At 56.4% G+C, this 19542-nt stretch carries 24 protein-coding genes and 1 pseudogene; 16 read left to right on the plus strand and 9 right to left on the minus strand.

What is annotated here, in order from left to right:
* Positions 1 to 11 precede the first annotated feature (11 nt).
* From HZS52_RS21200 to HZS52_RS21210, 3 genes are all read right to left on the minus strand, one after another.
* Entirely contained in the window at positions 12 to 1139 is a 1128-nt protein-coding gene (locus HZS52_RS21200; protein WP_027959636.1) for a TAXI family TRAP transporter solute-binding subunit, read from the minus strand.
* 103 nt (positions 1140 to 1242) lie between these two features.
* On the minus strand, positions 1243 to 2439 hold the full coding sequence (locus HZS52_RS21205) for a CaiB/BaiF CoA transferase family protein (RefSeq protein ID WP_190373611.1): 1197 nt from the start codon (positions 2437 to 2439) through the stop codon (positions 1243 to 1245).
* Complete coding sequence (locus HZS52_RS21210; RefSeq protein ID WP_190374954.1) at positions 2432 to 4189, minus strand: acyl-CoA dehydrogenase family protein; 1758 nt, start codon at positions 4187 to 4189, stop codon at positions 2432 to 2434. Before HZS52_RS21210 ends, HZS52_RS21205 begins: the two co-directional genes overlap by 8 nt.
* A 149-nt stretch (positions 4190 to 4338) precedes the next feature.
* On the opposite strand from HZS52_RS21210, the gene HZS52_RS21215 reads away from it, so the two are divergent.
* The gene (locus tag HZS52_RS21215; RefSeq protein ID WP_190373612.1) at positions 4339 to 5238 is read left to right on the plus strand and encodes a LysR family transcriptional regulator; all 900 of its coding nucleotides are present in this window, start codon (positions 4339 to 4341) and stop codon (positions 5236 to 5238) included.
* 77 nt (positions 5239 to 5315) lie between these two features.
* Positions 5316 to 5480 carry a hypothetical protein gene (locus HZS52_RS21220; protein ID WP_155830865.1) on the plus strand — a complete coding sequence of 55 codons (165 nt, stop codon included), beginning with the start codon at positions 5316 to 5318 and terminating at the stop codon, positions 5478 to 5480.
* A 161-nt stretch (positions 5481 to 5641) separates the two neighbouring features.
* On the opposite strand, the gene HZS52_RS21225 is transcribed toward HZS52_RS21220, so the two are convergent.
* Entirely contained in the window at positions 5642 to 6298 is a 657-nt protein-coding gene (locus HZS52_RS21225; RefSeq protein ID WP_027959639.1) for a hypothetical protein, read from the minus strand.
* A gap of 669 nt (positions 6299 to 6967) precedes the next feature.
* Here HZS52_RS21225 and HZS52_RS21230 point away from each other — a divergent pair.
* Both HZS52_RS21230 and HZS52_RS24780 read left to right on the plus strand, forming a co-directional pair.
* Positions 6968 to 7339 carry a YkvA family protein gene (locus tag HZS52_RS21230; protein ID WP_190373613.1) on the plus strand — a complete coding sequence of 124 codons (372 nt, stop codon included), beginning with the start codon at positions 6968 to 6970 and terminating at the stop codon, positions 7337 to 7339.
* 251 nt (positions 7340 to 7590) lie between these two features.
* Positions 7591 to 7665: pseudogene (locus tag HZS52_RS24780) on the plus strand (hypothetical protein); the annotation flags it as partial.
* Positions 7666 to 7852: 187 nt separating this feature from the next.
* Here HZS52_RS24780 and HZS52_RS21240 read toward each other — a convergent pair.
* A complete protein-coding gene (locus tag HZS52_RS21240; RefSeq protein ID WP_022520397.1) occupies positions 7853 to 8215 on the minus strand; it encodes a helix-turn-helix domain-containing protein in 363 nt (120 codons plus the stop codon).
* 38 nt (positions 8216 to 8253) lie between these two features.
* Positions 8254 to 8514, minus strand: coding sequence for a type II toxin-antitoxin system RelE family toxin (locus HZS52_RS21245; RefSeq protein WP_022520398.1), 261 nt, complete (start codon positions 8512 to 8514; stop codon positions 8254 to 8256).
* 1207 nt (positions 8515 to 9721) lie between these two features.
* Here HZS52_RS21245 and HZS52_RS21250 point away from each other — a divergent pair.
* Positions 9722 to 10081: a hypothetical protein gene (locus tag HZS52_RS21250; RefSeq protein WP_190373614.1), complete on the plus strand. Its 360-nt coding sequence runs from the start codon at positions 9722 to 9724 to the stop codon at positions 10079 to 10081.
* Positions 10082 to 10122: 41 nt separating this feature from the next.
* Here the strand turns inward: HZS52_RS21250 and HZS52_RS21255 are convergent, their stop codons facing one another.
* The 3 genes from HZS52_RS21255 to HZS52_RS21265 form a co-directional block, all read right to left on the minus strand.
* Positions 10123 to 10884 carry a DNA adenine methylase gene (locus tag HZS52_RS21255; protein ID WP_223827988.1) on the minus strand — a complete coding sequence of 254 codons (762 nt, stop codon included), beginning with the start codon at positions 10882 to 10884 and terminating at the stop codon, positions 10123 to 10125.
* Between the two features lie 131 nt (positions 10885 to 11015).
* Positions 11016 to 12059 (minus strand): phage portal protein, encoded by a 1044-nt coding sequence (locus tag HZS52_RS21260; protein WP_190373615.1) that lies wholly within the window; start codon positions 12057 to 12059, stop codon positions 11016 to 11018.
* Complete coding sequence (locus HZS52_RS21265; protein ID WP_190373616.1) at positions 12056 to 13834, minus strand: terminase large subunit domain-containing protein; 1779 nt, start codon at positions 13832 to 13834, stop codon at positions 12056 to 12058. The genes HZS52_RS21260 and HZS52_RS21265 overlap by 4 nt, the downstream gene beginning before the upstream one ends.
* A 146-nt stretch (positions 13835 to 13980) precedes the next feature.
* Here HZS52_RS21265 and HZS52_RS21270 point away from each other — a divergent pair, with 146 nt between their 5' ends.
* From HZS52_RS21270 to HZS52_RS21315, 11 genes are all read left to right on the plus strand, one after another.
* Positions 13981 to 14799, plus strand: a complete 819-nt coding sequence (locus HZS52_RS21270) for a GPO family capsid scaffolding protein (RefSeq protein ID WP_190373617.1) — start codon at positions 13981 to 13983, stop codon at positions 14797 to 14799.
* 15 nt (positions 14800 to 14814) lie between these two features.
* Positions 14815 to 15864 (plus strand): phage major capsid protein, P2 family, encoded by a 1050-nt coding sequence (locus tag HZS52_RS21275; protein ID WP_190373618.1) that lies wholly within the window; start codon positions 14815 to 14817, stop codon positions 15862 to 15864.
* Positions 15865 to 15886: 22 nt separating this feature from the next.
* The gene (gene gpM, locus HZS52_RS21280) at positions 15887 to 16567 is read left to right on the plus strand and encodes a phage terminase small subunit (RefSeq protein ID WP_190373619.1); all 681 of its coding nucleotides are present in this window, start codon (positions 15887 to 15889) and stop codon (positions 16565 to 16567) included.
* A 119-nt stretch (positions 16568 to 16686) separates the two neighbouring features.
* Positions 16687 to 17148, plus strand: coding sequence for a head completion/stabilization protein (locus HZS52_RS21285; protein ID WP_190373620.1), 462 nt, complete (start codon positions 16687 to 16689; stop codon positions 17146 to 17148).
* The gene (locus tag HZS52_RS21290; RefSeq protein ID WP_190373621.1) at positions 17145 to 17360 is read left to right on the plus strand and encodes a tail protein X; all 216 of its coding nucleotides are present in this window, start codon (positions 17145 to 17147) and stop codon (positions 17358 to 17360) included. Before HZS52_RS21285 ends, HZS52_RS21290 begins: the two co-directional genes overlap by 4 nt.
* Before the next feature lie 6 nt (positions 17361 to 17366).
* A complete protein-coding gene (locus HZS52_RS21295; RefSeq protein WP_041158967.1) occupies positions 17367 to 17573 on the plus strand; it encodes a phage holin family protein in 207 nt (68 codons plus the stop codon).
* Positions 17563 to 18048, plus strand: a complete 486-nt coding sequence (locus HZS52_RS21300) for a lysozyme (RefSeq protein WP_190373622.1) — start codon at positions 17563 to 17565, stop codon at positions 18046 to 18048. Before HZS52_RS21295 ends, HZS52_RS21300 begins: the two co-directional genes overlap by 11 nt.
* On the plus strand, positions 18045 to 18467 hold the full coding sequence (gene lysB, locus HZS52_RS21305; protein WP_190373623.1) for an Rz-like lysis system protein LysB: 423 nt from the start codon (positions 18045 to 18047) through the stop codon (positions 18465 to 18467). The genes HZS52_RS21300 and lysB overlap by 4 nt, the downstream gene beginning before the upstream one ends.
* Entirely contained in the window at positions 18370 to 18582 is a 213-nt protein-coding gene (lysC, locus tag HZS52_RS24785) for an Rz1-like lysis system protein LysC (RefSeq protein ID WP_138800245.1), read from the plus strand. The genes lysB and lysC overlap by 98 nt, the downstream gene beginning before the upstream one ends.
* The gene (locus HZS52_RS21310; RefSeq protein WP_190373624.1) at positions 18579 to 19073 is read left to right on the plus strand and encodes a phage tail protein; all 495 of its coding nucleotides are present in this window, start codon (positions 18579 to 18581) and stop codon (positions 19071 to 19073) included. The genes lysC and HZS52_RS21310 overlap by 4 nt, the downstream gene beginning before the upstream one ends.
* Positions 19070 to 19528, plus strand: a complete 459-nt coding sequence (locus HZS52_RS21315) for a phage virion morphogenesis protein (protein WP_190373625.1) — start codon at positions 19070 to 19072, stop codon at positions 19526 to 19528. The genes HZS52_RS21310 and HZS52_RS21315 overlap by 4 nt, the downstream gene beginning before the upstream one ends.
* The last annotated feature ends 14 nt before the right edge of the window (positions 19529 to 19542 follow it).

Consider the following 19542-nt stretch of genomic DNA (forward strand, 5'->3'; position numbering starts at 1 on the left):
CCACCCCGTGGTCAAAGCGCGCCAATCACTTCTTGCCGGCGAGCTTCCCAACGTTCGGCAAGCGCATCCCCTTCGAGGTCTGGCTCCGCGTTCAGCAGGCTATCCCAAGCTTGCTTCAGTGCTTCCAGGCGGGCGAGGCGGTTATCGTTCCATGTCTGCATCTTCTCGCTCCATAGCCCTTTCTCTTGCATGTAGCGGATAGCCCCAGGGTGGAAAGGTATATCGATAGGCGGCACGCCGGAGTCCTCGATTGCCCAGCGGTGAATGGCAGCGGTCGCGTCACGATAAAGGTCATAACTCTCATCCAGGCTCTTGATGAACTGGTAGACCTCTTCTTCGTCACGATCAGCCATGGCCACGATAATCGGGTAACGGTAGGCAAGCATGTTGGCGGGAGATTCTTCGCTTAGCCCGGCGCCAATGGTTTCACGGAATGACTGGAAGACGGGAGCCACCTGGTTCATGCGCGCCCAGCCCTCTTCATCATCGGCAGGAATATCCACCCAGCGAATACCACGCGACGACTCTTCCAGCTCATAAAGCTGGCTGGCGGTGGTGGTCGTGCAGGTGGCATCGGCCCGATCCTCGACCAGCGAGCTCATGGCGGCGCCGTGAGTCGGGAACATCACCGCCTCCACATCGTCGTGACTCAGCCCTGCGAAGGCCAGGATCGCATCACATTTCACATTGACCGAAGGGTTGCCTGCCACGTAGGCAACCCGTTGCCCCCGCAAGTCTTCGAGCGTGTGGATATTGGCGTCGGCAGCCGATGGCACACCAAAGGTAGACGGTCTTCCGGCAACGGCTCTGAGGTCTTGGGGCCCCCAGCGGCGCTCGCTGAAGTCGTAAATTCCTTCCGTTGCAAAGAAGGACTCCGTGGCCAGGTAGGCATAGTCAGCCCGGCCACTTACCAGGGGCTGCAGTCGCCCAATGGCTGACCCTGCAGGCTGGATACGGATGCGGGTGTTGTAGGTCTTGCCAAAGGCATCAGCGATAGCAGAGGCCTCCGAGTGTCCTTGCGAGCCCACATCATAGGCGGTCCATGTCATGGTGCTGGGAAGCTCTGCGGCCGATGCCGTATTGGCTAGAACGGCAAAAACGGTGGAGATAAGGCCAGTGGCCAGGTGCGTGCGTTTCATGGGTTTGCTCTCATATTGTGTTGTTATTGGCGTAACGTTAATTGTGTTTCTTTTTCAGCCCTTAGGATTGGGCAATGGTGTACAGCGTGTTGTGCAAAAGGCTTCATGCCACCGGCATATCTGGCAGCACGCCTTTCGCTCTCAGGTGCTCTATTTGTTGCACGGTCAATCCTGCTTCATGAAGGATTGCGTCGGTATGTTCGGCAAAGCGTGGCGGTGGGGTTTCATAGCGCGAGGGCGTACGAGCCAGCTTGATCGGCGAGCCAGTGCCCTTGTAATGGCCTATATTGACGATCATATCGCGGTGCTGGGTATGCGGATGCGCCAGCGCTTGCGTGGTATCGAGTACGGGCCCGCAGGGAACGCCGATACGCATCAACCGGTCGGCAAGCTTATCGCCTTCCCACCTGGCCATGGCACTCTCCAGCACATCACGCAGTGCATCGCGGTTACCCAGGCGGGCACCATTGGTTGCAAAGCGTTCATCCTGGCTAACGTCGTGGCATTCGAGCAACTCGCATAAGCGCGCGAACTGCACATTATTGCCAACCGCCAGAAAAATCGGCTGTGTCGCCGTCCGGTAGACCTCATAAGGGGCAATGTTGGGATGCTCATTTCCCGTGCGGCCCGGCGGCGGCCCACCGTAGAACACGTTGGGAAAGTGGGGGTGCATCAAGGACAGCCCGGAGTCGAACAGTGCTGTCTCGACAAACTGCCCACGCCCGCTGCACGTACGCTCATGGAGAGCCAAGGTGATACCGATGACGGCATTGAGGCCGGTCACGATATCGACAATGGGCAGCCCCACTCGCAGTGGCTCCCCCTGTTTCTCACCGTTGACACTCATCAGCCCCGCCATTGCCTGGATGATGGCGTCATAGCCAGGCAAACCGCCCATCGGACCATCAGCACCAAACCCACTGATTCGACACTGGATCAGGCAGGGAAAGTGCGCGCTGAGAATGTCATAGCTCAACCCCCACTTCTCCAGGGTTCCCGGCTTGAAGTTTTCCACCAGCACATCGGCGCCCTCCAGCAACTGCAGTAACAGTGCCTTGCCGTCAGGATGACGAAGATCCAGCGCCATCCCGCGCTTGCTGCGGTTCAAGCCGTGGAAATAGGAAGCTGCATCGCCTTCGAAAGGAGGCCCCCAGCCGCGGGTTTCATCACCCCCGGGAGGCTCGATCTTGATCACATCCGCACCGTAGTCACCCAGCACCTGGGTGCAGTACGGGCCTCCCAGCACACGGCTAAGATCAATCACCCTGATTCCGCTCAGTGCGCCATTTGGCTTATCCATGACCCACCCCCAGCCCGTGAGAACGCGCCAGTGCTTGGGTATTCACAACCGCCACGACCTGTTCGTCGGTCATCGGCGCTTCGCTGAGCAGCATCGCCAGCGCTTCCGGTGACGCTCGACTGACCGATAGCGGATCGAGGGGTAGTAACTTGTGGCATACCACCAGCCAGGCCAGTGCCAGTCGCCGCCTATCCCCCGTGATCCTGGACGCCTCCCAGGCCATAAGAATGGCGGAGGTAATGTGGTAGAGACCGCTGGCGATCCGCCGCGCGTCGTGCTCGCAGGCAGGATCCTCTGCCAGTGCATTCGCGCTCGCCACTGCCTTGTCGAGGAGCACCTGCAACAGGTGGCGCTCGTGCTCCTCAAGGGCGGACGCTTGCAACTGCTGGTGCAAGTAGTCAGCCAGTACCGGCAAGGTCTGTTCACGCCGAATCGCCCGGAAAACATCCAGGGCAACGATATTGCTGGTGCCTTCCCATATTGAGCCAAGGTGGGCATCGCGCAGCACGCGGGCATCCGACCACTCCTCGATGTAGCCACATCCTCCACGTACTTCCATGCCATCCCCAGCCACCTTGCGTGCATCCCGCGTGGTACGGAACTTGATCATGGGCGTCAGGATGCGCAATAGCTTGGCTGACTGGGCATCCCCCGCATCGGCACGCCGCAGGCACTCGGCCGTATGGAAAACCATCGTGCGCCCCTGCTCGGCAGTGAGCATCATCTTGCTGAGCTGACGCTGCATAAGCGGCAGCTCGATGAGCTGGCTACCGAACGCCTGACGATGGCGGGCAATGAATAGAGCTTCGTTGAGTGAGCGCCGCATCAACCCCGCCGACCGCACCCCGTTCGAGAGACGAGACATGTTGATCATGTCTGTCATCTGTTTGAAGCCCTGCCCCGGCTCTCCCACCACATAAGCTTCGGCGCCTTCGAGCAGGATCTCACCGCTCGCCATGGAGCGAGTACCCAGCTTGTCTTTCAGGCGTACGATGCGGTAATGGTTAAGATCACCATTTTCCAGATACCGGGGTAGCAGGAACAGCGTGAGACCGCGAGTGCCCCGCTCCCCCTGCTCGGGGCGCGCCAACACCATCGCCAACGCGGCATCGGGGTTAGAACAGAACCATTTGTCGCCATAAAGGCGCCATTTGCCGTCTTCCTGCCTCGCTTCCGTAGTAATCGCCCCTACATCAGAGCCTGCATCCTGCTCGGTCATGAACATGGCTCCCTGATAGGCCAGATCCATATCCTGTGAGGTCAACGCTTCCAGGTAGCGGTTCACCAACGCTTCGTCGCCAAACTTGCGCAACGTGCGAGTCAGTGCATCGGTCATGCTAAGCGGGCAGCAAAGGCCAAACTCTGCCTGCACGAACAGGTACGTCAGCGCATACTTCACTACCGGCGGCATGGGTTCCGACCAGTCAAGCACTCCACCGCGGTGCGACATGGCCGCCAGCCCGAACTGCCCATAGGCATACGCTTCCAGGCGTTGATAGGCTGGATGTTTGAGGATCTGCTGACGCTCGGCGCCATTTCGGCTGCGCAGGGCAAGTTCAGGTGGATGCTTGTCAGCCTCGATAGCCAGCGTTTCCAGTTCACCGCCAGCAAGGGCTCCCATCTCATTGAAGTGGCGCTCCAGATGCTGACGTAGCGCCGCCGGCAAATAGAGATCCAGAAGTTGGGAAAGGGTGGGATCGTTATGGTAACTGTTCTGCCCCCAGGAATCGGGGATATTGCGGTGTATCATTTCATTCACGACGGCGTACCTCTTGGACTTATTATATGTTTTATCGTCACATTAGGTCGGTATGGAGGCCGTCTCCAATACTGTTTTAGGATCCATTGATTCAGTTTTATGTATGATTGAAGAACAAGAAACGATAAGGAACGAAGCCAATGGCGCTGACATTTCGACAGTTGCGTTACTTTCTAGTGCTCTCGGAGGAGCTGCATTTCGGCAGAGCAGCACAGCGTCTGCATATCTCTCAACCACCGCTAAGTGCCAGCCTGCGTCAACTGGAAGAGGAGCTAAAGGTCAAGCTGCTGCTGCGCAATAGCAAACGCGTTACCCTCACGCCCGCCGGAGAAGCCTTCCAGCGCCAGGCACGCCGGATTCTCGAGCAGCTAGAAGACTCGCAAACGCTGGTGCAGCGCATTGCCTCAAGCACCACCGGCCTGGTGCGCGTCGGGTTTACACCCGCCATGCTCTTTCGCGGCCTGCCAGAACTGCTCAAACGCCTGCAATCCCGCTATCCCGGCATCGAAATACAATTGATCGAACGCAACTCGGCAGATCAAGTAGAAGCAGTGATGCAGGAGCAGCTCGATATCGGCTTCATCCACTCGATGCCGTTACCCGAGGAAATCGAGTCGGTCATCCTGTCGGACGAACCCTTCCTGTGCTGCTTGCCAGCGCATCACCACCTGGCAGGCCGACGCGAGTTGGCGGTCAAGGAACTGGCCAATGAGCCCATCATCCTGTTTGGACGCGACCTTGCCCCTCACTATTACGACAGGATCATTGGCCTGTTCCACCACGCCGATGTTAACCCCCATATTTGTCACGAAGTCTCCCACTGGTTGACCATTCTTGCCCTGGTAGCCAATGCGATGGGCGTTGCCCTGGTTCCTCAATCACTTGCCAAAGCCGGGTTTTCCAATGTGAGCTTTCTCCCCCTAACCGATTCAACGACACGACACCAGTCGCACTGCATATGGCGCGGCGATTCGGAGGAGCATGAAGAAATCCGTCAGTTGCTGCTTAACTGCCTAAAAGAACAACAGCAAGTCAGGTAAGCACGGCGCCAAGCCCAGCAGCCCCCCTACCTGCCCTACTCCCGCCGACCACCTCATTCCGTCGTGAGGAAACCGCAGTGCAGTCGTTGTCGCCTACGTGCGAAATAACGCTTTCGCGACTACGCTATAGCAACGCTCACTACTCAAAGGAAGAGAATATGTCTACTACCACTATCGTCGTTATCGTTGTGGTTATCGTTGCCGTGCTGGGTATTGGCTTCGGCGGAGTGCTGCCTTTTTAAACGTCGTGAACAGAGGGTTCTCAGGAACTCGACGCTAAGCATCTGACCTGAGCACAAAAAAAGCCCGCTGATTGTGAACTGCATCCCAATCGTTGGATGAGTGTCCAACTTTTGAGGTGCAGTTCAGTGGCGGCGCGGCGGGTTCAAAGGTAACAGTTACATCAATCAGGGAAGTTCCGGATTAGCTTGTAGGTAATACCTGTGTTTCCAGCTTCAATTACCTCTAAGGAGGCTCCTTTGTAACTTATCTCGTCGGAGGTGCTTAAATCATACTCTACTTCGTTATTGAAAGCTGGCCTGGCAAGACTGGAGCTAAATTCTCTGTAACCAATGTTGATTTTATCTCCAATGCGACCATTATATATGAGCGTCTGCTGGAAGCTGTCTTCTTGCTCAGATAGCCTTTTCGCCTTTGTGTAGTCACCAGCATAGCAAGCACTACCTCCAAAAGTAGTTATGACACATATTTCAGCATTGTCTTTTTTGGCAACTGCTAGCGCTTGGATTGGATCAGCAAAGGCTCCTCTGACCACGCCTGTAGGTTCATAAAAATCATTTTCCGTATCGTGCCCAATCTGGCGATAGGTTCTATTAGGGATGTCATACATAGCCCCATCAATCATTTGGTTTACTCGGAGAACGCCCACCTCAACCATCGAGCCTTTCTCAACCATGTGCTCTCCCACGCCCACGGTCATAACTTCACCGATCTCAGGATAACTCACCCGATTAACCAACTCTTCCCCCCCATTGTAGGAAACTGTTGTACAGCCCGTTAGAGAAATGAGGCTTAGTAAAACAAAAATCGCTTTTTTCATTCTATATCCCTTGCTTATTAGAGTAGCCCTCTCGGAGGGACGTTTTTAATCCCGAATTCATCTAAAATTCGCTAATCCATCTTAGCGTTTTAAGCCACCCGCTAGTTAGGGTGCTTGTGGGGAATTGCTTCATTTAAAAATATGACGTAGCCGCACTTGTCGTTACTGCTCCGAAAACCACCAATGCCGATGTCGGTCTGCACTGCCTGAACTCACTACCCAGGCATATCGAGCATGGTCAAGTACATCTTTAAAAGCAACCTTGAAATCAGAGCTACCTGCAAATACATCCGCCATGCTGAGGGTTTACCGGATGTTGATGCAACTTGAGTCTGAACGGCTGTCATGAACTGCATGAAAATAAGCCAATAATTGCTCGCTTAACTGGAGGCAGCGTAAACCCAGCAAATTAAATCCTCCAGATAAATGTTTCCAAGTCAATGCGAGCAACTTCATTGCGTTCGTTTGATATGAGTCGAATGCAGTGAGCATCATTGGTGCTGAGTTGAATTTTCTTCAGGCAGGGGGTGACAAGCTTCTTCATCTACTGGATGATTACCTAAGGTGATTGAGCCTGGGTTGACCCGTGAATCTCAATCACTGCCAGCAAAGGAACTTAACGACTAAGATAAATGAAATAATATCAAGTATTTAACTATAGGGGGCAACGTGAGCAAGGGCGAACCACAAGCATCACTGGATGAAAAGATCGACGCACATGCAGACAGTTATTCAGATGAGAGTTTCTGGAACAAGACGACTAAGTACGCCAAGAAGGCTGGTGAAAAAACACTCTCACCAGCATTGAAGATGTACTACTCAGCCAAGGATAGCGACACCCCAATGTGGGCAAAAACTACGGTTTATGGTGCGCTTGGATATTTCATCTCTCCTGTTGATGCCATACCTGATCTAACTCCAGTTCTTGGCTATACTGACGACATAGGCGTTCTTGCCGGTGCACTGGCAATAGTGGCAGCGCATATAAAAGATGAACACTATGAACAGGCACAACAGACCCTCAAGCGCTGGTTTAACTGATCTATCCACCAATGTACACCCATGGCGTGAAAGCCTTTATTGGCTTTCACGCCATTTTTGATTTCTAACCAATCACTCATGTTTAATCAGCTTGAATCGCCTTGGGTTTAGTAGACAACTCTAGGCCTTATACTAAAGGCATCTAGAGGATACATGAGCCATCCCCGTTATACTGAAGAATTCAAAATCAAAGCCGTCCAACAGGTGGTAGAGCGTGGGGCCATCGAGTCGCTGAAGTTGCTGCTCGGTTAGGCGTCTCAGACCACAGTTTGTACCATTTGATCAAGCGCTACGACAGACCTGTAGAACTCCGGAAAAAAAGATGATGATCTAAGCTGAAAGACGACGCTTGAAGACGGAACTAAAACGCGTATCGAAGGGCGGGGCCTATTAAAAAAGGCCGCCGCGTGCTTCGCTAGAGGATCTGACTGAGGTAAGCGTTTATTCAGGATCATGCGAGCCAATATCAAAAAGCAGGCCGCTGTTCATTGCTCACCGAGAGGGCCGTGACCGTCAGGTAATATCTCTCAACTCCACATCCAACGCAGCCGCAATGCGGGTCAGCACACTCAACGAGCCGCTCTTTTTTCCTGACTCTATTTCGGAGAGGTACCCCTGGCTAATCCCTGCTTTTTCCGCCAGTTCACCTGCGCGTAGGCCACGGTATTCACGGTACACCTTCACGGGTGCCACGCCGTCCAGCAGCGCATCCACAACCGCTGCGGGAAATGACTCTTCACCACGCGCCACAACCGCGTTGGCAGCGTCGATATCGTCCTGGTCTTCCAACCGCGCAAGCAATGCGTGGTACTCCTGCTCGGGCAGTACCACCAGCCGCTCGCCAGTGGGCGTTTGAATAATCTGAGGTGCACTCATGCCGCCTCCTGTTAATTGCCGGGTGCATTATTGATGCTTTATTGATAAATAGCACCACGGGCACCGATGTTAATGATGTCCAACACATCGCCACGCTCGTCGATGATCACCCGCCAGTCGCCTACCCGCAGGCGAATATAATCGCTCCCCTTCAACGCCTTCACATTATTGCGTTGGCTTTCCGGGTCTTCCGCGTAGGCCTTGATTTTACCTTGTATGCGCTTCGACTCAGGCCGCGGCATTCGCTGCAGCACCTTTAGTGCACTTTTACGGTAAGTGATCGTCTTCATTACTAGCATTATAGCTAATAGAGAATAAATATAGAAATTTTTTAGCTGTAAGCTAACAAACACCACAGAAGGTCAATATCGCCATGGTGACCAGTTGGGCTAACTCGCCCTTTTACGAGAACGCTATCCGCGAGCGCTTCTGGAAAACCCACCTAAAACACGCCGGCGTTCGCTACCGCGGCCCCAACCAGTGCCGGCACCCGTTCATAAGCCAGCTGCTCTCATTGGAAAAGTGGTGCCGCTGCACTGGATCTCTAACCACGTTGGCCACGCGACGATCATCATGATCCAACAGCGTTATGGTAAGTGGATTCGCAGCGACGGCCCAGATATTCCAGCGCCATTGAGAAGCAATTAAATCTGGAAGCATTCCCAAGTTAGTCCCTGAGAGCCAAAAACAAAAAAGGCCGTCGAGCTAAGAGCTTGACGGCCTTTAAAATTCTGTGGCGGAGGGGGAGGGATTCGAAACCACACCCACAGGCCTTTAGGTACTTAACCTACTGATTTATAAAGCACATACATGGTCATTCTCAGATATTTCATTCCCAGCATGTTCCCTAGCTTTTTACAGAATCACCCATGACGTGTGCGTGCGCGCATCATATACGAGGGATACGTCAGAATGTTCGGGGGTCTCGGAAAAAGGTAATAAAGGTAACCAATCTCGAAAAAATAATATAAGCTGCTGAAATACAAGTAATTAAAACACTCGTTCAAAAGGTAATAAAAAGGTGATCAATAGGTAACCACATTACCTTTTAAATAGGTAAATTCTTGTTTTTATAAACCCTAATATTTTCAGCAACTTACTCAAAGATTACTTTTTAGATCACCTTTTATTACCTTTTAGAGGTAACCTTAAAAACAAATAAAAACAAAAGCTTATATAGGAAAAACAGCCAAATTACCCAGATTACCTTTTTCCGAGAACCCCATGCTTTCTGAGAGGTTACCCCCGTGCCCTCCTTGTCTCGGGTGACTCCATTAAATTCGCAAGATTCCGCATGAGAAAGCTCCCTTGTAAAAGGGCCATAAAGCCCAGCACCTGCACGGCTTGGTAGCTAGTGCATGGGTGCATAAAAACACACAGGTTTAGCGCGCAGGCGGGGCGGGGAGTCGACGGCGCGCCGGTAGGCAGTCCTCAAGGGGCTCCGTCACTTTCCGTGAAACGAGTCTGATAAAATCATCAAGTAAACTTGAAAAGAAAGGAGTCCAGATGGATCCAATATTGAACCATCACTTAGCAATAGTCGTCGGTGGAGTCCCCCTTGCACTCGCATTAATTGCAATGTGGGGTTATAACGGGAACCCACGTAGCCCCATTTTTTTACTAGCGGCCCTCATCTGTATATTTTTCGGAGCTTCGGGACAGTACTTGTTTGAAAGTATGACCACCACTTATCAAGTACTTCATGATGCTGGAAGAATTGAATCTGACGCATTGAGTAAACTACTTAGTGACGCTAAATTTTGGGGTCAAATTATCGGTACAACTAACATCAGCTTGGGGGTTGGTTTACTAATTGTGTTTTTTACAAGCCAGCCCATCCCGCAATGTAAGCATTGCGAAGACTGATACAGCCGCCCTGGAGCGGCTGTATGGTACAGGTTACGAGCCTAGCGGTTTGTAAGGATCAGCTCGCCGCGTGGCTCGGTTGCCTGCTGTCCTACCGTGTACTGAATTTGCGTGGTGTAGAGGGTTAGACCCTGGAACGCATCCCGCATTTCAGGCGTGTCGTTGACACTAATCACGAACTGCCCCTGCCCTGTTCTAGCTAGCTCGCCCATGCGGTAATACTCCTCAAGCGGAAAGTCACAGCCGTAGCCGGCTGTTCCCCAGTAAGGCGGGTCAAGGTAGAACAGCGTGCTTTCCCGATCGTAGCGTTTGATGCACTCTGCCCAGTCGAGGTGTTCCACCACTGTACGAGCCAGGCGCAGGTGTGCGGCGCTGAGATCTTCCTCAATGCGTAGCAGGTTCATGCGCGGCGGGGAGACGGCAGAGGTGCCAAACGTTTGGCCACTGACCTTGCCGCCAAAGGCTAGCTTTTGCAGGTAGAAGAACCGCGCCGCCCGCTGGATATCCGTTAGGTGGCGTGGGTCGATCTCTTTCTGAGTGAGGTACTCTTCCCGGCTAATCAGCCCCCAGCGGAACTGCTTCACCAACTCATCAGGATGGTGCTTCACCACGCGGTAGAGGTTCACCAACTCCCCGTGCGCGTCGTTGATCACTTCCACCTTGCTGGGTCCTTTCATAAAGAAGAGCGCTGCCCCACCGCAGAACGGTTCCACGTAGGCAGTGTGCGGTTTGAACAGCGGTAAGATTTGTTTGGCCAAGCGTCGCTTGCCGCCCATCCAGGGCAATATCGGTCGATTCATCATCCATGATACCTGTTCATATATACAGTATTGATATACAGTAGTTGGTATCGCTTGCGGGGCCGGGACGCTCCCACTGTTTTCAGGGATGAAACGAGCGATGTGCGCCTGGTCACGCCAGGCGCTTTTTTTATTTATGGCTCCAACGAATACTCCCTAAACCGAATCACCTCTTCCCCCAACACATCGTTGATCTCACTGAACACAGCCTGCACAGGCTCAAGCTCATTGGTTACAAATACTTTGGCAGCCTTCTCCACGTCGCCAAATCCACCGGTGTTGTTGGGGATAATGCCCATCAACTGTGGGGGAATGCGGTGGCCTGCTAACTGGTCGTCGCGGGTGATGTTCTTGATGGCTTCGAAGTCATCCTTGGCGGCCACCTCGCTGATCGGGATGATCTGGATGCCGTCTTTTTTGCCGTTGGGGCTGTAAAGGAACAGGTTGCGGAAGTTGCCCACGCCCTTCGACTCCTTCAGTGCTGTACGCATAGCATCGATGTCGGTCATATCGTGGGCCGGATCTGAGACGTACATCACAAAGCCCGCGTGGGAGCCATTCAGGTAATACTTGCGGCGAAACAGCGTGGCGTTCTCGTTGAGGTAGATCGACTGCAGCGCGCCCAGGTAATCCGGCACGCCATATACCTCCTGGTTTATATCTGGTTCCAGCAGGTGGATGATGCTGCCCTCGTCAAATTCGCTGCGATCCGACCAGTTGGGCACCCAGAAGTAGCGGCTAAGATCCGCTCCGCGGCGCACGTATTTAGCCCGTGCTGGCTTCAACGCCAGCAGTCTGGCCAAGCGTCCATAGATCTTCTCCAGGTAGCAGTTGCCAAACACCAGGTAATCGGTGGCCAGCGCGCTAAACGCCTGGCGGCTGAGCAGCGGATGGGGAATAAACGAACGCACCAGGATATTGCGCTTCACCTGAATGGCCGAACCATGGTGCGCCGTGGCCCGGTAGGTCTGGGCCAGCGCTGGAAAATCCACCGGCGGTTCGTACCACTCATTGCCCAGCATCCAGCAGCCGGTATAGAAAAAGTCATAGCCATCGATCACCGGCGTCGGCTCGCCAAAGGTGAACGCCTCCGCCTTAGCAGGCGCTGCTGTCGCACCCGCTTCATTCACATCGTAAGCGGGCACGCGTACCCGCGGCTTTTCTGCCGCTTCGCTCATCCGTACATCTCCATTAGGGAACGGCCCGTGCCGTGATCGACCGGGCCATCGAGTGGCTCATTGTGTAAAGCGTGCATGGTCGCCCACGCTAGGTCAGCGTGGCCGGTCTGGTTATTGCGCCCGGCGGTGTAGGTCATCTGGCGTCCGGAGGCAGTCAACTCCCGGCGGATCGCCATAAACGACTGGGCGAGATCCACCCAGCCCGCATCGAATTCAAGACGCCCCTTATTGATGATTTGCTGCGCCTGCATGACCAGGCGCGACTTCATTTCTGGGGTATAGCGGTAGCGGGTCACTGTGGGGAAAAACTTCGCCACCAGCTGGGCCACGGCTTCACCGAGGCCCGAGGTATCAACGCCGATAAAGGTCACGTTATAGCGGTGGGTCACGCTGCGGATAAACTCTGACTGGGCCTCATAGTCGCGGCCTTTGAGGCGGTGGCGCTCCAGGATGCGGTGCTTGCTATCGGCGGTTTTCGGCGGTGCCACCACTACCAGACCCGCCCCATCGCCATCTTCACCATCACCGGCCGGGTCGTAGCCGATCCATACCGGATGCTCGCCATAGGGTCGCGGCGCGAAGGGTTTCAGATCCCGCCAGGCATCCCAGCTATCCACCATGCAGCGCTGCATCATCGCCAGCGGGAAGGCACTCTGCGTGTCATCCACGAACTCGCACATCAGCAGGTTTGCAAACTCATCATCCGAGTATTCAAGGCGCAACTGATCAATGTCGAACAGATCACAGCCCCCGGCGATCGCATCTTCAATCGTGACGATCTGCCGCCACTGGCCATCCGGCCCGCGCGCCCCAGCTTTCAGCGCCGCGTGGCTTACGTCAACCTTCACCCGGTCAGCTTTTTTCTGACGTTTGTTGAAACGGTCACCTGTCCAGAACGGGTAAGCCTCATGGGCCACGGACGATGGCGTGCTGAAGTAGGTCTGTTTCCACTTTTTGTGCATCGCCATGCCCGACGTCACCTTGCGGAACGTCTCGAAGCCATGAATCCAGAAGTATTCGTCTAAGTAGGTATCGCCGTGGTAGCCCTGGGCCGTTTTGGCGTTGGTACCCAAAAAATGCAGTTCGGCGCCGTTGGCCAGAATGATCGGATCACCCTTCAACTCAACGCCGGTGACTTCCTTCACAAACTGCACGATGTAATGCCGGAAGATGTGCGCCTGAGCCTTGCTCGCGCTCATAAAGATTTTGTTCTTGCCGGTCTCCATGGCATCGGCGATCGCCTCGCGTGCGAAGTACCAGGTGGCACCGATCTGCCTCGACTTGAGCAGGTTACGAATACGCTCATGCTGCCCCGCCCGGTACCAGCCCCGCTGGTAATCAAATAGCGAGGCCTCGAACGCCTCGACAATCTGAATCACACCCTCATCACCCACGTCGTTACGGGCGGGCTTCTTCTTCGGCCCCTCATTACGGCGCTCGATATTGGGATTAAGGTCGCTCTCCTTCCCGCTGTCCTGGTACTTGTGCACCCGCGCTAACCGCTCGATCTGGCGGCCCAGCAGGTCTATCTCCTTGAAGTCTTTCCCCTCCTTTTGCTCCTTCCAGATCAACTGCACCAGGCGTGCTTCCAGCGCCCCCTCTACCCGCTGGGTAGGCGTTGCCTCTTCCCAGCCATCGCGTTTCTTCCACGAATCGATGGTCGCCCGGGGGATATCCAGGAACTCGGCAATGCGCGCAATCCGCCACCCCATCCAATAGAGATGGCGTGCAGAGAGGCGGTGATGGTCTTCGTCGATATGAGCTAGCGGTGTCATGACGCCAGCGTACCTGCCGCATGACAACCCGACGCCTACCCCACCTTGTCTTGCCTCACTGGCACAACGCCCAAGCGTTGAGTCAAACGCGCGACACGCGGAACCTGACGGCAGCTACAGCCCAACACACCAACAGAGGCCCGCCCATGCCCTGGCACCGCATTGCAAAAGAAGGCGCAACCACCGATGGCCGCACCATCAGCGCCGAATGGCTTACCCAAATGGCCGCCAATTTCGACCCCGACAACTACGGCTGCCGGGTCAATATGGAACACATCAAAGGCCTGCTGCCGGAAGGCCCCTTCAAAGCCTACGGCGACGTGACCGCGCTCAAAACCGAAGCGGACGACGACGGCAAGCTCGGCCTATACGCCGAGATCGACCCGACCGATGAGCTCAAGGCCATGGTCGAAAAGCGCCAGAAGATCTACACCTCCATGGAGATCGACCTCGACTTTGCCGACTCCGGTGAGGCGTACCTGGTCGGCCTGGCCGTGACCGACTCCCCCGCCTCGCTGGGGACTTCCATGCTCAAGTTCAGCGCGTCGGAAGGTAAGAACTCCCCGCTGGCCGCCCGCAAGCAGCGCCCGGAAAACCTCTTCTCTGAAGCTATCGAAACCGAGCTCTCATTCAGCGAGGAAGAAGAACAGGAAGAGAAAGGCCCGTCACTGGCCGAGCGCGTCAAAGCGCTGTTCAAAAAGCAGGACGCCAAAACAGAAGCCGGCTTCGCTGCCTTCCGCGCCGACCTGGAAGAGACCCTCGGCCTGTTCGTGGAAAAACACCAGGCACTCAGCGAAGCGCTTAAAAAGCGTCCCACCCAGGCCGCCTTCAATGAGCTCAAAAGCGCCCACGACACGCTGAAAAAAGAGTTCGACGCGCTCTACACCCAGCTCGACAACACCCCCAGCCGCCCGTCGCGTACGCCTGCCACCGGCAACGACGGCACCATCGAAACCGACTGCTAAGAGACGCCCACGCCCATGCGCAACGATACCCGCACGCACTTCAACAACTTCTCCGCCCAGGTGGCGAAGCTTAACGGCGTCCCGGACGCCACCCAGAAATTCGCCGTCGACCCTACCATCCAGCAGCGGCTGGAGAAGCGCATCCAAGAGTCCAGCGACTTCCTCTCGCGCATCAACATCGTCGGCGTCGATGAACTGAAAGGCGAAAAACTCGCCCTGGGTGTTACCGGCCCTATCGCCGCCCGCACCAACGTCAATAACCAGGATCGTAAAACCCGCGACCTCACCACGCTGGATGCCCAGGGCTACGAGTGCCGAATGACCGAATTCGACACCCACCTGGGCTACGCCAAGCTGGATGCCTGGGCCAAGTTCCCCAACTTTCAGGCGATGGTGCGTGATGTGATTGTTCGCCAGCAGGCGCTGGATCGCATGATGATCGGCTTTAACGGCACCTCTGCCGCTTCCCAAACCGATCCGGTGGCCAATCCCTACCTGGAAGACGTCAACATCGGCTGGCTGCAGCATTACCGCACCCAGGCCCCGGCGCGTGTGATGAAGGACGGCAAAACCAACGGCAAGGTACTGATCGACCCAACGGCCAACGCAAACGAACCAGGCATCGTGGGCGACTACTCCACGCTGGACGCGTTGGTCTATGACGTCGTGAACAGCTTGATCGCCCCCTGGTTCCGCAAGCTCCCAGGGTTGGTGGTCATCCTCGGCCGTAACCTGATGTCGGATAAATACTTCCCTTTGCTAAACCAGCTACCGCCCACCGAGCAGATGGCGGCCGACCTGGTCATCAGCCAGAAGCGCATCGGTGGGCTGCAAGGTATGGATGTGCCCTTCTTCCCCGATAACGCGCTGATGGTCACCACCCTGGATAACCTCTCCGTCTACTGGCAAAACGGTGCCCGCCGCCGCTACGTCACCGAGAACCCCAAGCGCAACCGCGTGGAGAACTACGAGTCATCCAACGACGCCTACGTGGTGGAAGACTTCGGCGCGGGCTGTCTGGTGGAAAACATCGAGCTTTCCGAAAAAGCACTCAACGGCTCTTAAATTTAGAGATAAGGGGTAAACGATGACCAGCCCAGCCCGCCGCCACTATGAACGCGTCAGCGCCGCCCTCGCGGCCGCTGATGCGGGCGAAGCGCCCATGCAAGGCGAAGCCTTCGAACTCATGCAAGCCGCGCTGTTTGAAGACTATCGCCGCCTCAAAGCTACCCAATCGATCGAGCGCAAGATCGAGATCAAGCGCGAGATCCTGCCCAACTACGCCGAGTACGTTGCCGGCGTACTGGAAGCCGGGCAAGGCGCCCAGGACGACGTACTGATGCGCGTCATGCTCTGGCGAATAGATGCTGGTGACCTCGCCGGTGCCATTGCGATCGCCAAGTACGCCACCAAGCATGACCTCACCCCACCGGATCAATTCGAGCGCGGCACCGCCGCCATCATCGCCGAGGAAGTCGCCGACCAGGCCCTTAAATTGCTGGACGATGACAACACCAACACCGCCGAGCTGCTCGCCCAGTTGGAGGAAGTCAAGCAGCTCACCGGCGATGCGGATATGCACGATCAGATTCGTGCCAAGCTTCACAAAGCCCTGGGTTACGCCCAGCGCGCCAATGCCCAGCTAGAAGCCGCCCAGGCCAACCTGGAGCGCGCCCTGTCACTCAACGACCGCATTGGCGTGAAGAAAGACCTGGAACGCCTGGACAGAGAAATTAAACAGAACGCTGCCGCAAAGCCTACGGGCTAGCGGCCAACCGAGTCGACCGCCGACGTCAGGGGGCGCGACGTGAGAGCAAAGCGGCAACGCTCATGCTCAAACGCCGCCCACCCCCTTCTTAACCCAGTAGGTAACCACAGGTCGCCATTATGCTTGGCCACAGCACCAACCCACCCAGCCCAACGCTGGACGTCATCATCAATAACGGCTTTTGGCCGGATATCGACCCCAACGAATTCCGCGAAGAGGAGCGCGTGCACAACGTTACGCCGACGCGTTTACGCCAATCGCTGCGCGCCGCCGTGGCCGATGTTAACCGCCAGTTGGCCAACTACCAGCACGCGCACCAACAGGCGGGTCGCATGGCCTGGGATGCCATACCGCCGGAACCCTGGCAATCGCCCGGCGATATTCAGCTGCTTTATACGCGCGCCGTATACGCCCAGGCCCAGGCGGATCTGTTAGAGCGCTACCGCGACGCCTCCGCCACCGGCAAAGGCGATGAACGCGGCGAAACCAAAGACCTGGCCGCCGATGACTACCGCGCCGATGCCCGCTGGGCCATCGCCGAGTTAGTCGGCCGCAGCCACACCACGGTCGAGCTGATATGAAGCGCACCGTTTACGCCCACCAGGGTGAAACGCTGGACGCCCTGCTCTACCGCGTATACGGCAAAACCGCCGATATCACCGAGCATGCGCTGCAGCTAAACCCGCACCTGGTTAATCAAGAGCCAGTCCTGCGCGAAGGCACGCCGGTCACGCTGCCCCCGCCACCGGAAGCACGCGACACCACCCAACCGCCCATCCAGCTTTGGAACTAAGCGACCATGAGCCACCCGTATGAAATCACCACCGAGAGCGTCAAAGCCGCCCCTCCGGCCATCGTCTCCCTACTGCATATGGGCGGCATGACGCCCGCCGATTGGGTCACGGTGTTAACGCTGCTCTATCTCGCGCTGCAAATCGGCCTGCTATTGCCGCGCTACTTAAAACGCATCCGTAACTACCTAGAGGAGCGCCGCCGTGAGTCTTAAACGCCGTCTTGCCATTGGCGCGACGGCAGGCGCGCTCAGCATCGCCACCGCCGTGGTCTCCTATTACGAAGGCTACCAGCCCACCGCCTACCGCGACCCGGTCGGCGTGCCCACCATCTGCTTTGGCCACACCGCCACCGCACGCATGGGGCAAACGCTTAGTCAGGAGCGCTGCACCCAGCTTCTGCAGGCGGATCTTGGTCACGCCTTTTCGGCCGTGGATCGACGCGCCCAGGTGGATCTGCCGCCACCCACCCGCGCCGCGCTGGCCTCGTTTGTTTACAACGTGGGGGAAGGCGCCTTTGCCCGCTCCACCCTGCTGCGCAAACTCAACGCCGGGGATCTAAGCGGTGCCTGCCAAGAGCTAAGCCGCTGGGTCTACGCCGGGAGTAGAAAGCTGAACGGCCTGGTCAAGCGCCGCGCCACGGAACGCGAATTGTGCCTGGAAGGCATTCAAGAGGAATCCACCCCATGAACCGCCTGCTCGCCGCCCTGGCCATCCTGCTGCTGGTGGTGCTGGTCACCTGGGCACTTTGGCAGCGAAGCATCGCCGCAGATGCCCGCGCCGAACTGGCCGAACAGCAGCTGGCTGCATCCCACTACCGGGAACAAAAAAGCCTGGTGATTATTGATGCGCTCTGGGAAAACGCCCGCCGCCTGGAAGCCCAACGCCGCGCCCTGGCTGAACAACAGGCCGCGCTTAGCCAAACCGCCGCCAACCGCTTGGCCACCATAGAGGAACTGCAACGTGAAAACGCCACGCTACGCACTTGGGCCAACACTCGCCTGCCTAGCGCTGTTATCCGCCTGCGCAAGCGCCCCGCCGTCACCGGTGCCAGTGATTACTATCAATCGCTGCGCGACGCCCAGCCCCTGCAGCCTGCCAGCGAGTAACCCGCAAACCAACGGCGAACTGCACCTGCAGTTGGAAAGCACCGAAGCCGCCTGGGCACAGTGCGCCGCCGAAGTGGATGCCATCATCCTTTGCCACAGCGAAGCACCGCAATGATCAAATTACAGCACTTAAGGGCGCATATACTCGCTAGTGTTCCTGAATTGGCACGCAACCCCGAGCAGCTACACACCTTCGTGAATGACGGCAAGATCAAATTCGCCAGGGGCCAGAACCTGAGCCACCAATACACGGTAGATGCCCAAATCATCATCACCGACTACAGCGGCTCACTCGATACCGTTATGGTGCCGTTGCTCCAGTGGCTCAACAGCTACCAGCCGGATCTCGATCCCGACGAAGCCGTCCAGCTGGAAGCCGAGATCCTCAATAACACCAGCTGGGATTTGGCCATCACCGTGCGCCTAACCGAGCGCGTCGTCGCCAAGGTGAACTGTGAAACCGGCCGCATAGACTCCGAACACCGCATGCCTGAATATCCCATTGATGCCTGCCCAGCGAAAAGCTGGCAGCTGTACGTCAAAGGCCCAAGCGATGCCGAACACGTACTTAAAAGCGAATGGCAAAGCCCAGGTGGCGGCGAATGAGTGACGACCTCCAGCAGTTGGAAAGCTGGCTAACGCCACTCACCCACAAGCTCAGCCCCAAAGAGCGCCGCGTGCTGACCAGGGAAGTCGCGCGGGATCTGCGCATTGCCAACCGCAATCGCATCAAGGCCCAAACCAACCCCGACGGCACGCCTTATGAACCCCGCACCCAACTACGCGGCCGCAGCAGAGCCATCCGCCGCAAAGCGATGTTCACCAAGCTGCGCACCGCTAAATACCTCAAGATCAAAACCAACGCCGACGAAGCCGCCGTGGGCTTTATGGGCCGCATCAACCGCATCGCCCGTGTGCACCACTACGGCCTGCGCGACCGCGTCGAGAAAGGTGGCCCGCAACACCAATACGCCCGCCGGGAGCTTGTTGGTATTACACCGGCCGACAGCGAACGCATCGCCGACAGCGTGCTCAATCACCTTTCATCACCCGGCCGCTAAGCGTCACTTGTCCT

Origin of the sequence: Vreelandella titanicae (assembly GCF_014697095.1) — a bacterium.
Classification (GTDB): Bacteria; Pseudomonadota; Gammaproteobacteria; order Pseudomonadales; family Halomonadaceae; genus Vreelandella; species Vreelandella titanicae.

What these genes read in the sequence shown, in the direction of transcription:
- HZS52_RS21200 (WP_027959636.1), bottom strand. Translation starts at nt 1,139, where the DNA reads ATGAAACGCACGCACCTGGCCACTGGCCTTATCTCCACCGTTTTTGCC.
- HZS52_RS21205 (WP_190373611.1), bottom strand. Translation starts at nt 2,439, where the DNA reads ATGGATAAGCCAAATGGCGCACTGAGCGGAATCAGGGTGATTGATCTT.
- HZS52_RS21210 (WP_190374954.1), bottom strand. Translation starts at nt 4,189, where the DNA reads ATGATACACCGCAATATCCCCGATTCCTGGGGGCAGAACAGTTACCAT.
- HZS52_RS21215 (WP_190373612.1), top strand. Translation starts at nt 4,339, where the DNA reads ATGGCGCTGACATTTCGACAGTTGCGTTACTTTCTAGTGCTCTCGGAG.
- HZS52_RS21225 (WP_027959639.1), bottom strand. Translation starts at nt 6,298, where the DNA reads ATGAAAAAAGCGATTTTTGTTTTACTAAGCCTCATTTCTCTAACGGGC.
- HZS52_RS21240 (WP_022520397.1), bottom strand. Translation starts at nt 8,215, where the DNA reads ATGAGTGCACCTCAGATTATTCAAACGCCCACTGGCGAGCGGCTGGTG.
- HZS52_RS21245 (WP_022520398.1), bottom strand. Translation starts at nt 8,514, where the DNA reads ATGCTAGTAATGAAGACGATCACTTACCGTAAAAGTGCACTAAAGGTG.
- HZS52_RS21250 (WP_190373614.1), top strand. Translation starts at nt 9,722, where the DNA reads ATGGATCCAATATTGAACCATCACTTAGCAATAGTCGTCGGTGGAGTC.
- HZS52_RS21255 (WP_223827988.1), bottom strand. Translation starts at nt 10,884, where the DNA reads ATGATGAATCGACCGATATTGCCCTGGATGGGCGGCAAGCGACGCTTG.
- HZS52_RS21260 (WP_190373615.1), bottom strand. Translation starts at nt 12,059, where the DNA reads ATGAGCGAAGCGGCAGAAAAGCCGCGGGTACGCGTGCCCGCTTACGAT.
- HZS52_RS21265 (WP_190373616.1), bottom strand. Translation starts at nt 13,834, where the DNA reads ATGACACCGCTAGCTCATATCGACGAAGACCATCACCGCCTCTCTGCA.
- HZS52_RS21270 (WP_190373617.1), top strand. Translation starts at nt 13,981, where the DNA reads ATGCCCTGGCACCGCATTGCAAAAGAAGGCGCAACCACCGATGGCCGC.
- HZS52_RS21275 (WP_190373618.1), top strand. Translation starts at nt 14,815, where the DNA reads ATGCGCAACGATACCCGCACGCACTTCAACAACTTCTCCGCCCAGGTG.
- gpM (WP_190373619.1), top strand. Translation starts at nt 15,887, where the DNA reads ATGACCAGCCCAGCCCGCCGCCACTATGAACGCGTCAGCGCCGCCCTC.
- HZS52_RS21285 (WP_190373620.1), top strand. Translation starts at nt 16,687, where the DNA reads ATGCTTGGCCACAGCACCAACCCACCCAGCCCAACGCTGGACGTCATC.
- HZS52_RS21290 (WP_190373621.1), top strand. Translation starts at nt 17,145, where the DNA reads ATGAAGCGCACCGTTTACGCCCACCAGGGTGAAACGCTGGACGCCCTG.
- HZS52_RS21295 (WP_041158967.1), top strand. Translation starts at nt 17,367, where the DNA reads ATGAGCCACCCGTATGAAATCACCACCGAGAGCGTCAAAGCCGCCCCT.
- lysB (WP_190373623.1), top strand. Translation starts at nt 18,045, where the DNA reads ATGAACCGCCTGCTCGCCGCCCTGGCCATCCTGCTGCTGGTGGTGCTG.
- HZS52_RS21310 (WP_190373624.1), top strand. Translation starts at nt 18,579, where the DNA reads ATGATCAAATTACAGCACTTAAGGGCGCATATACTCGCTAGTGTTCCT.
- HZS52_RS21315 (WP_190373625.1), top strand. Translation starts at nt 19,070, where the DNA reads ATGAGTGACGACCTCCAGCAGTTGGAAAGCTGGCTAACGCCACTCACC.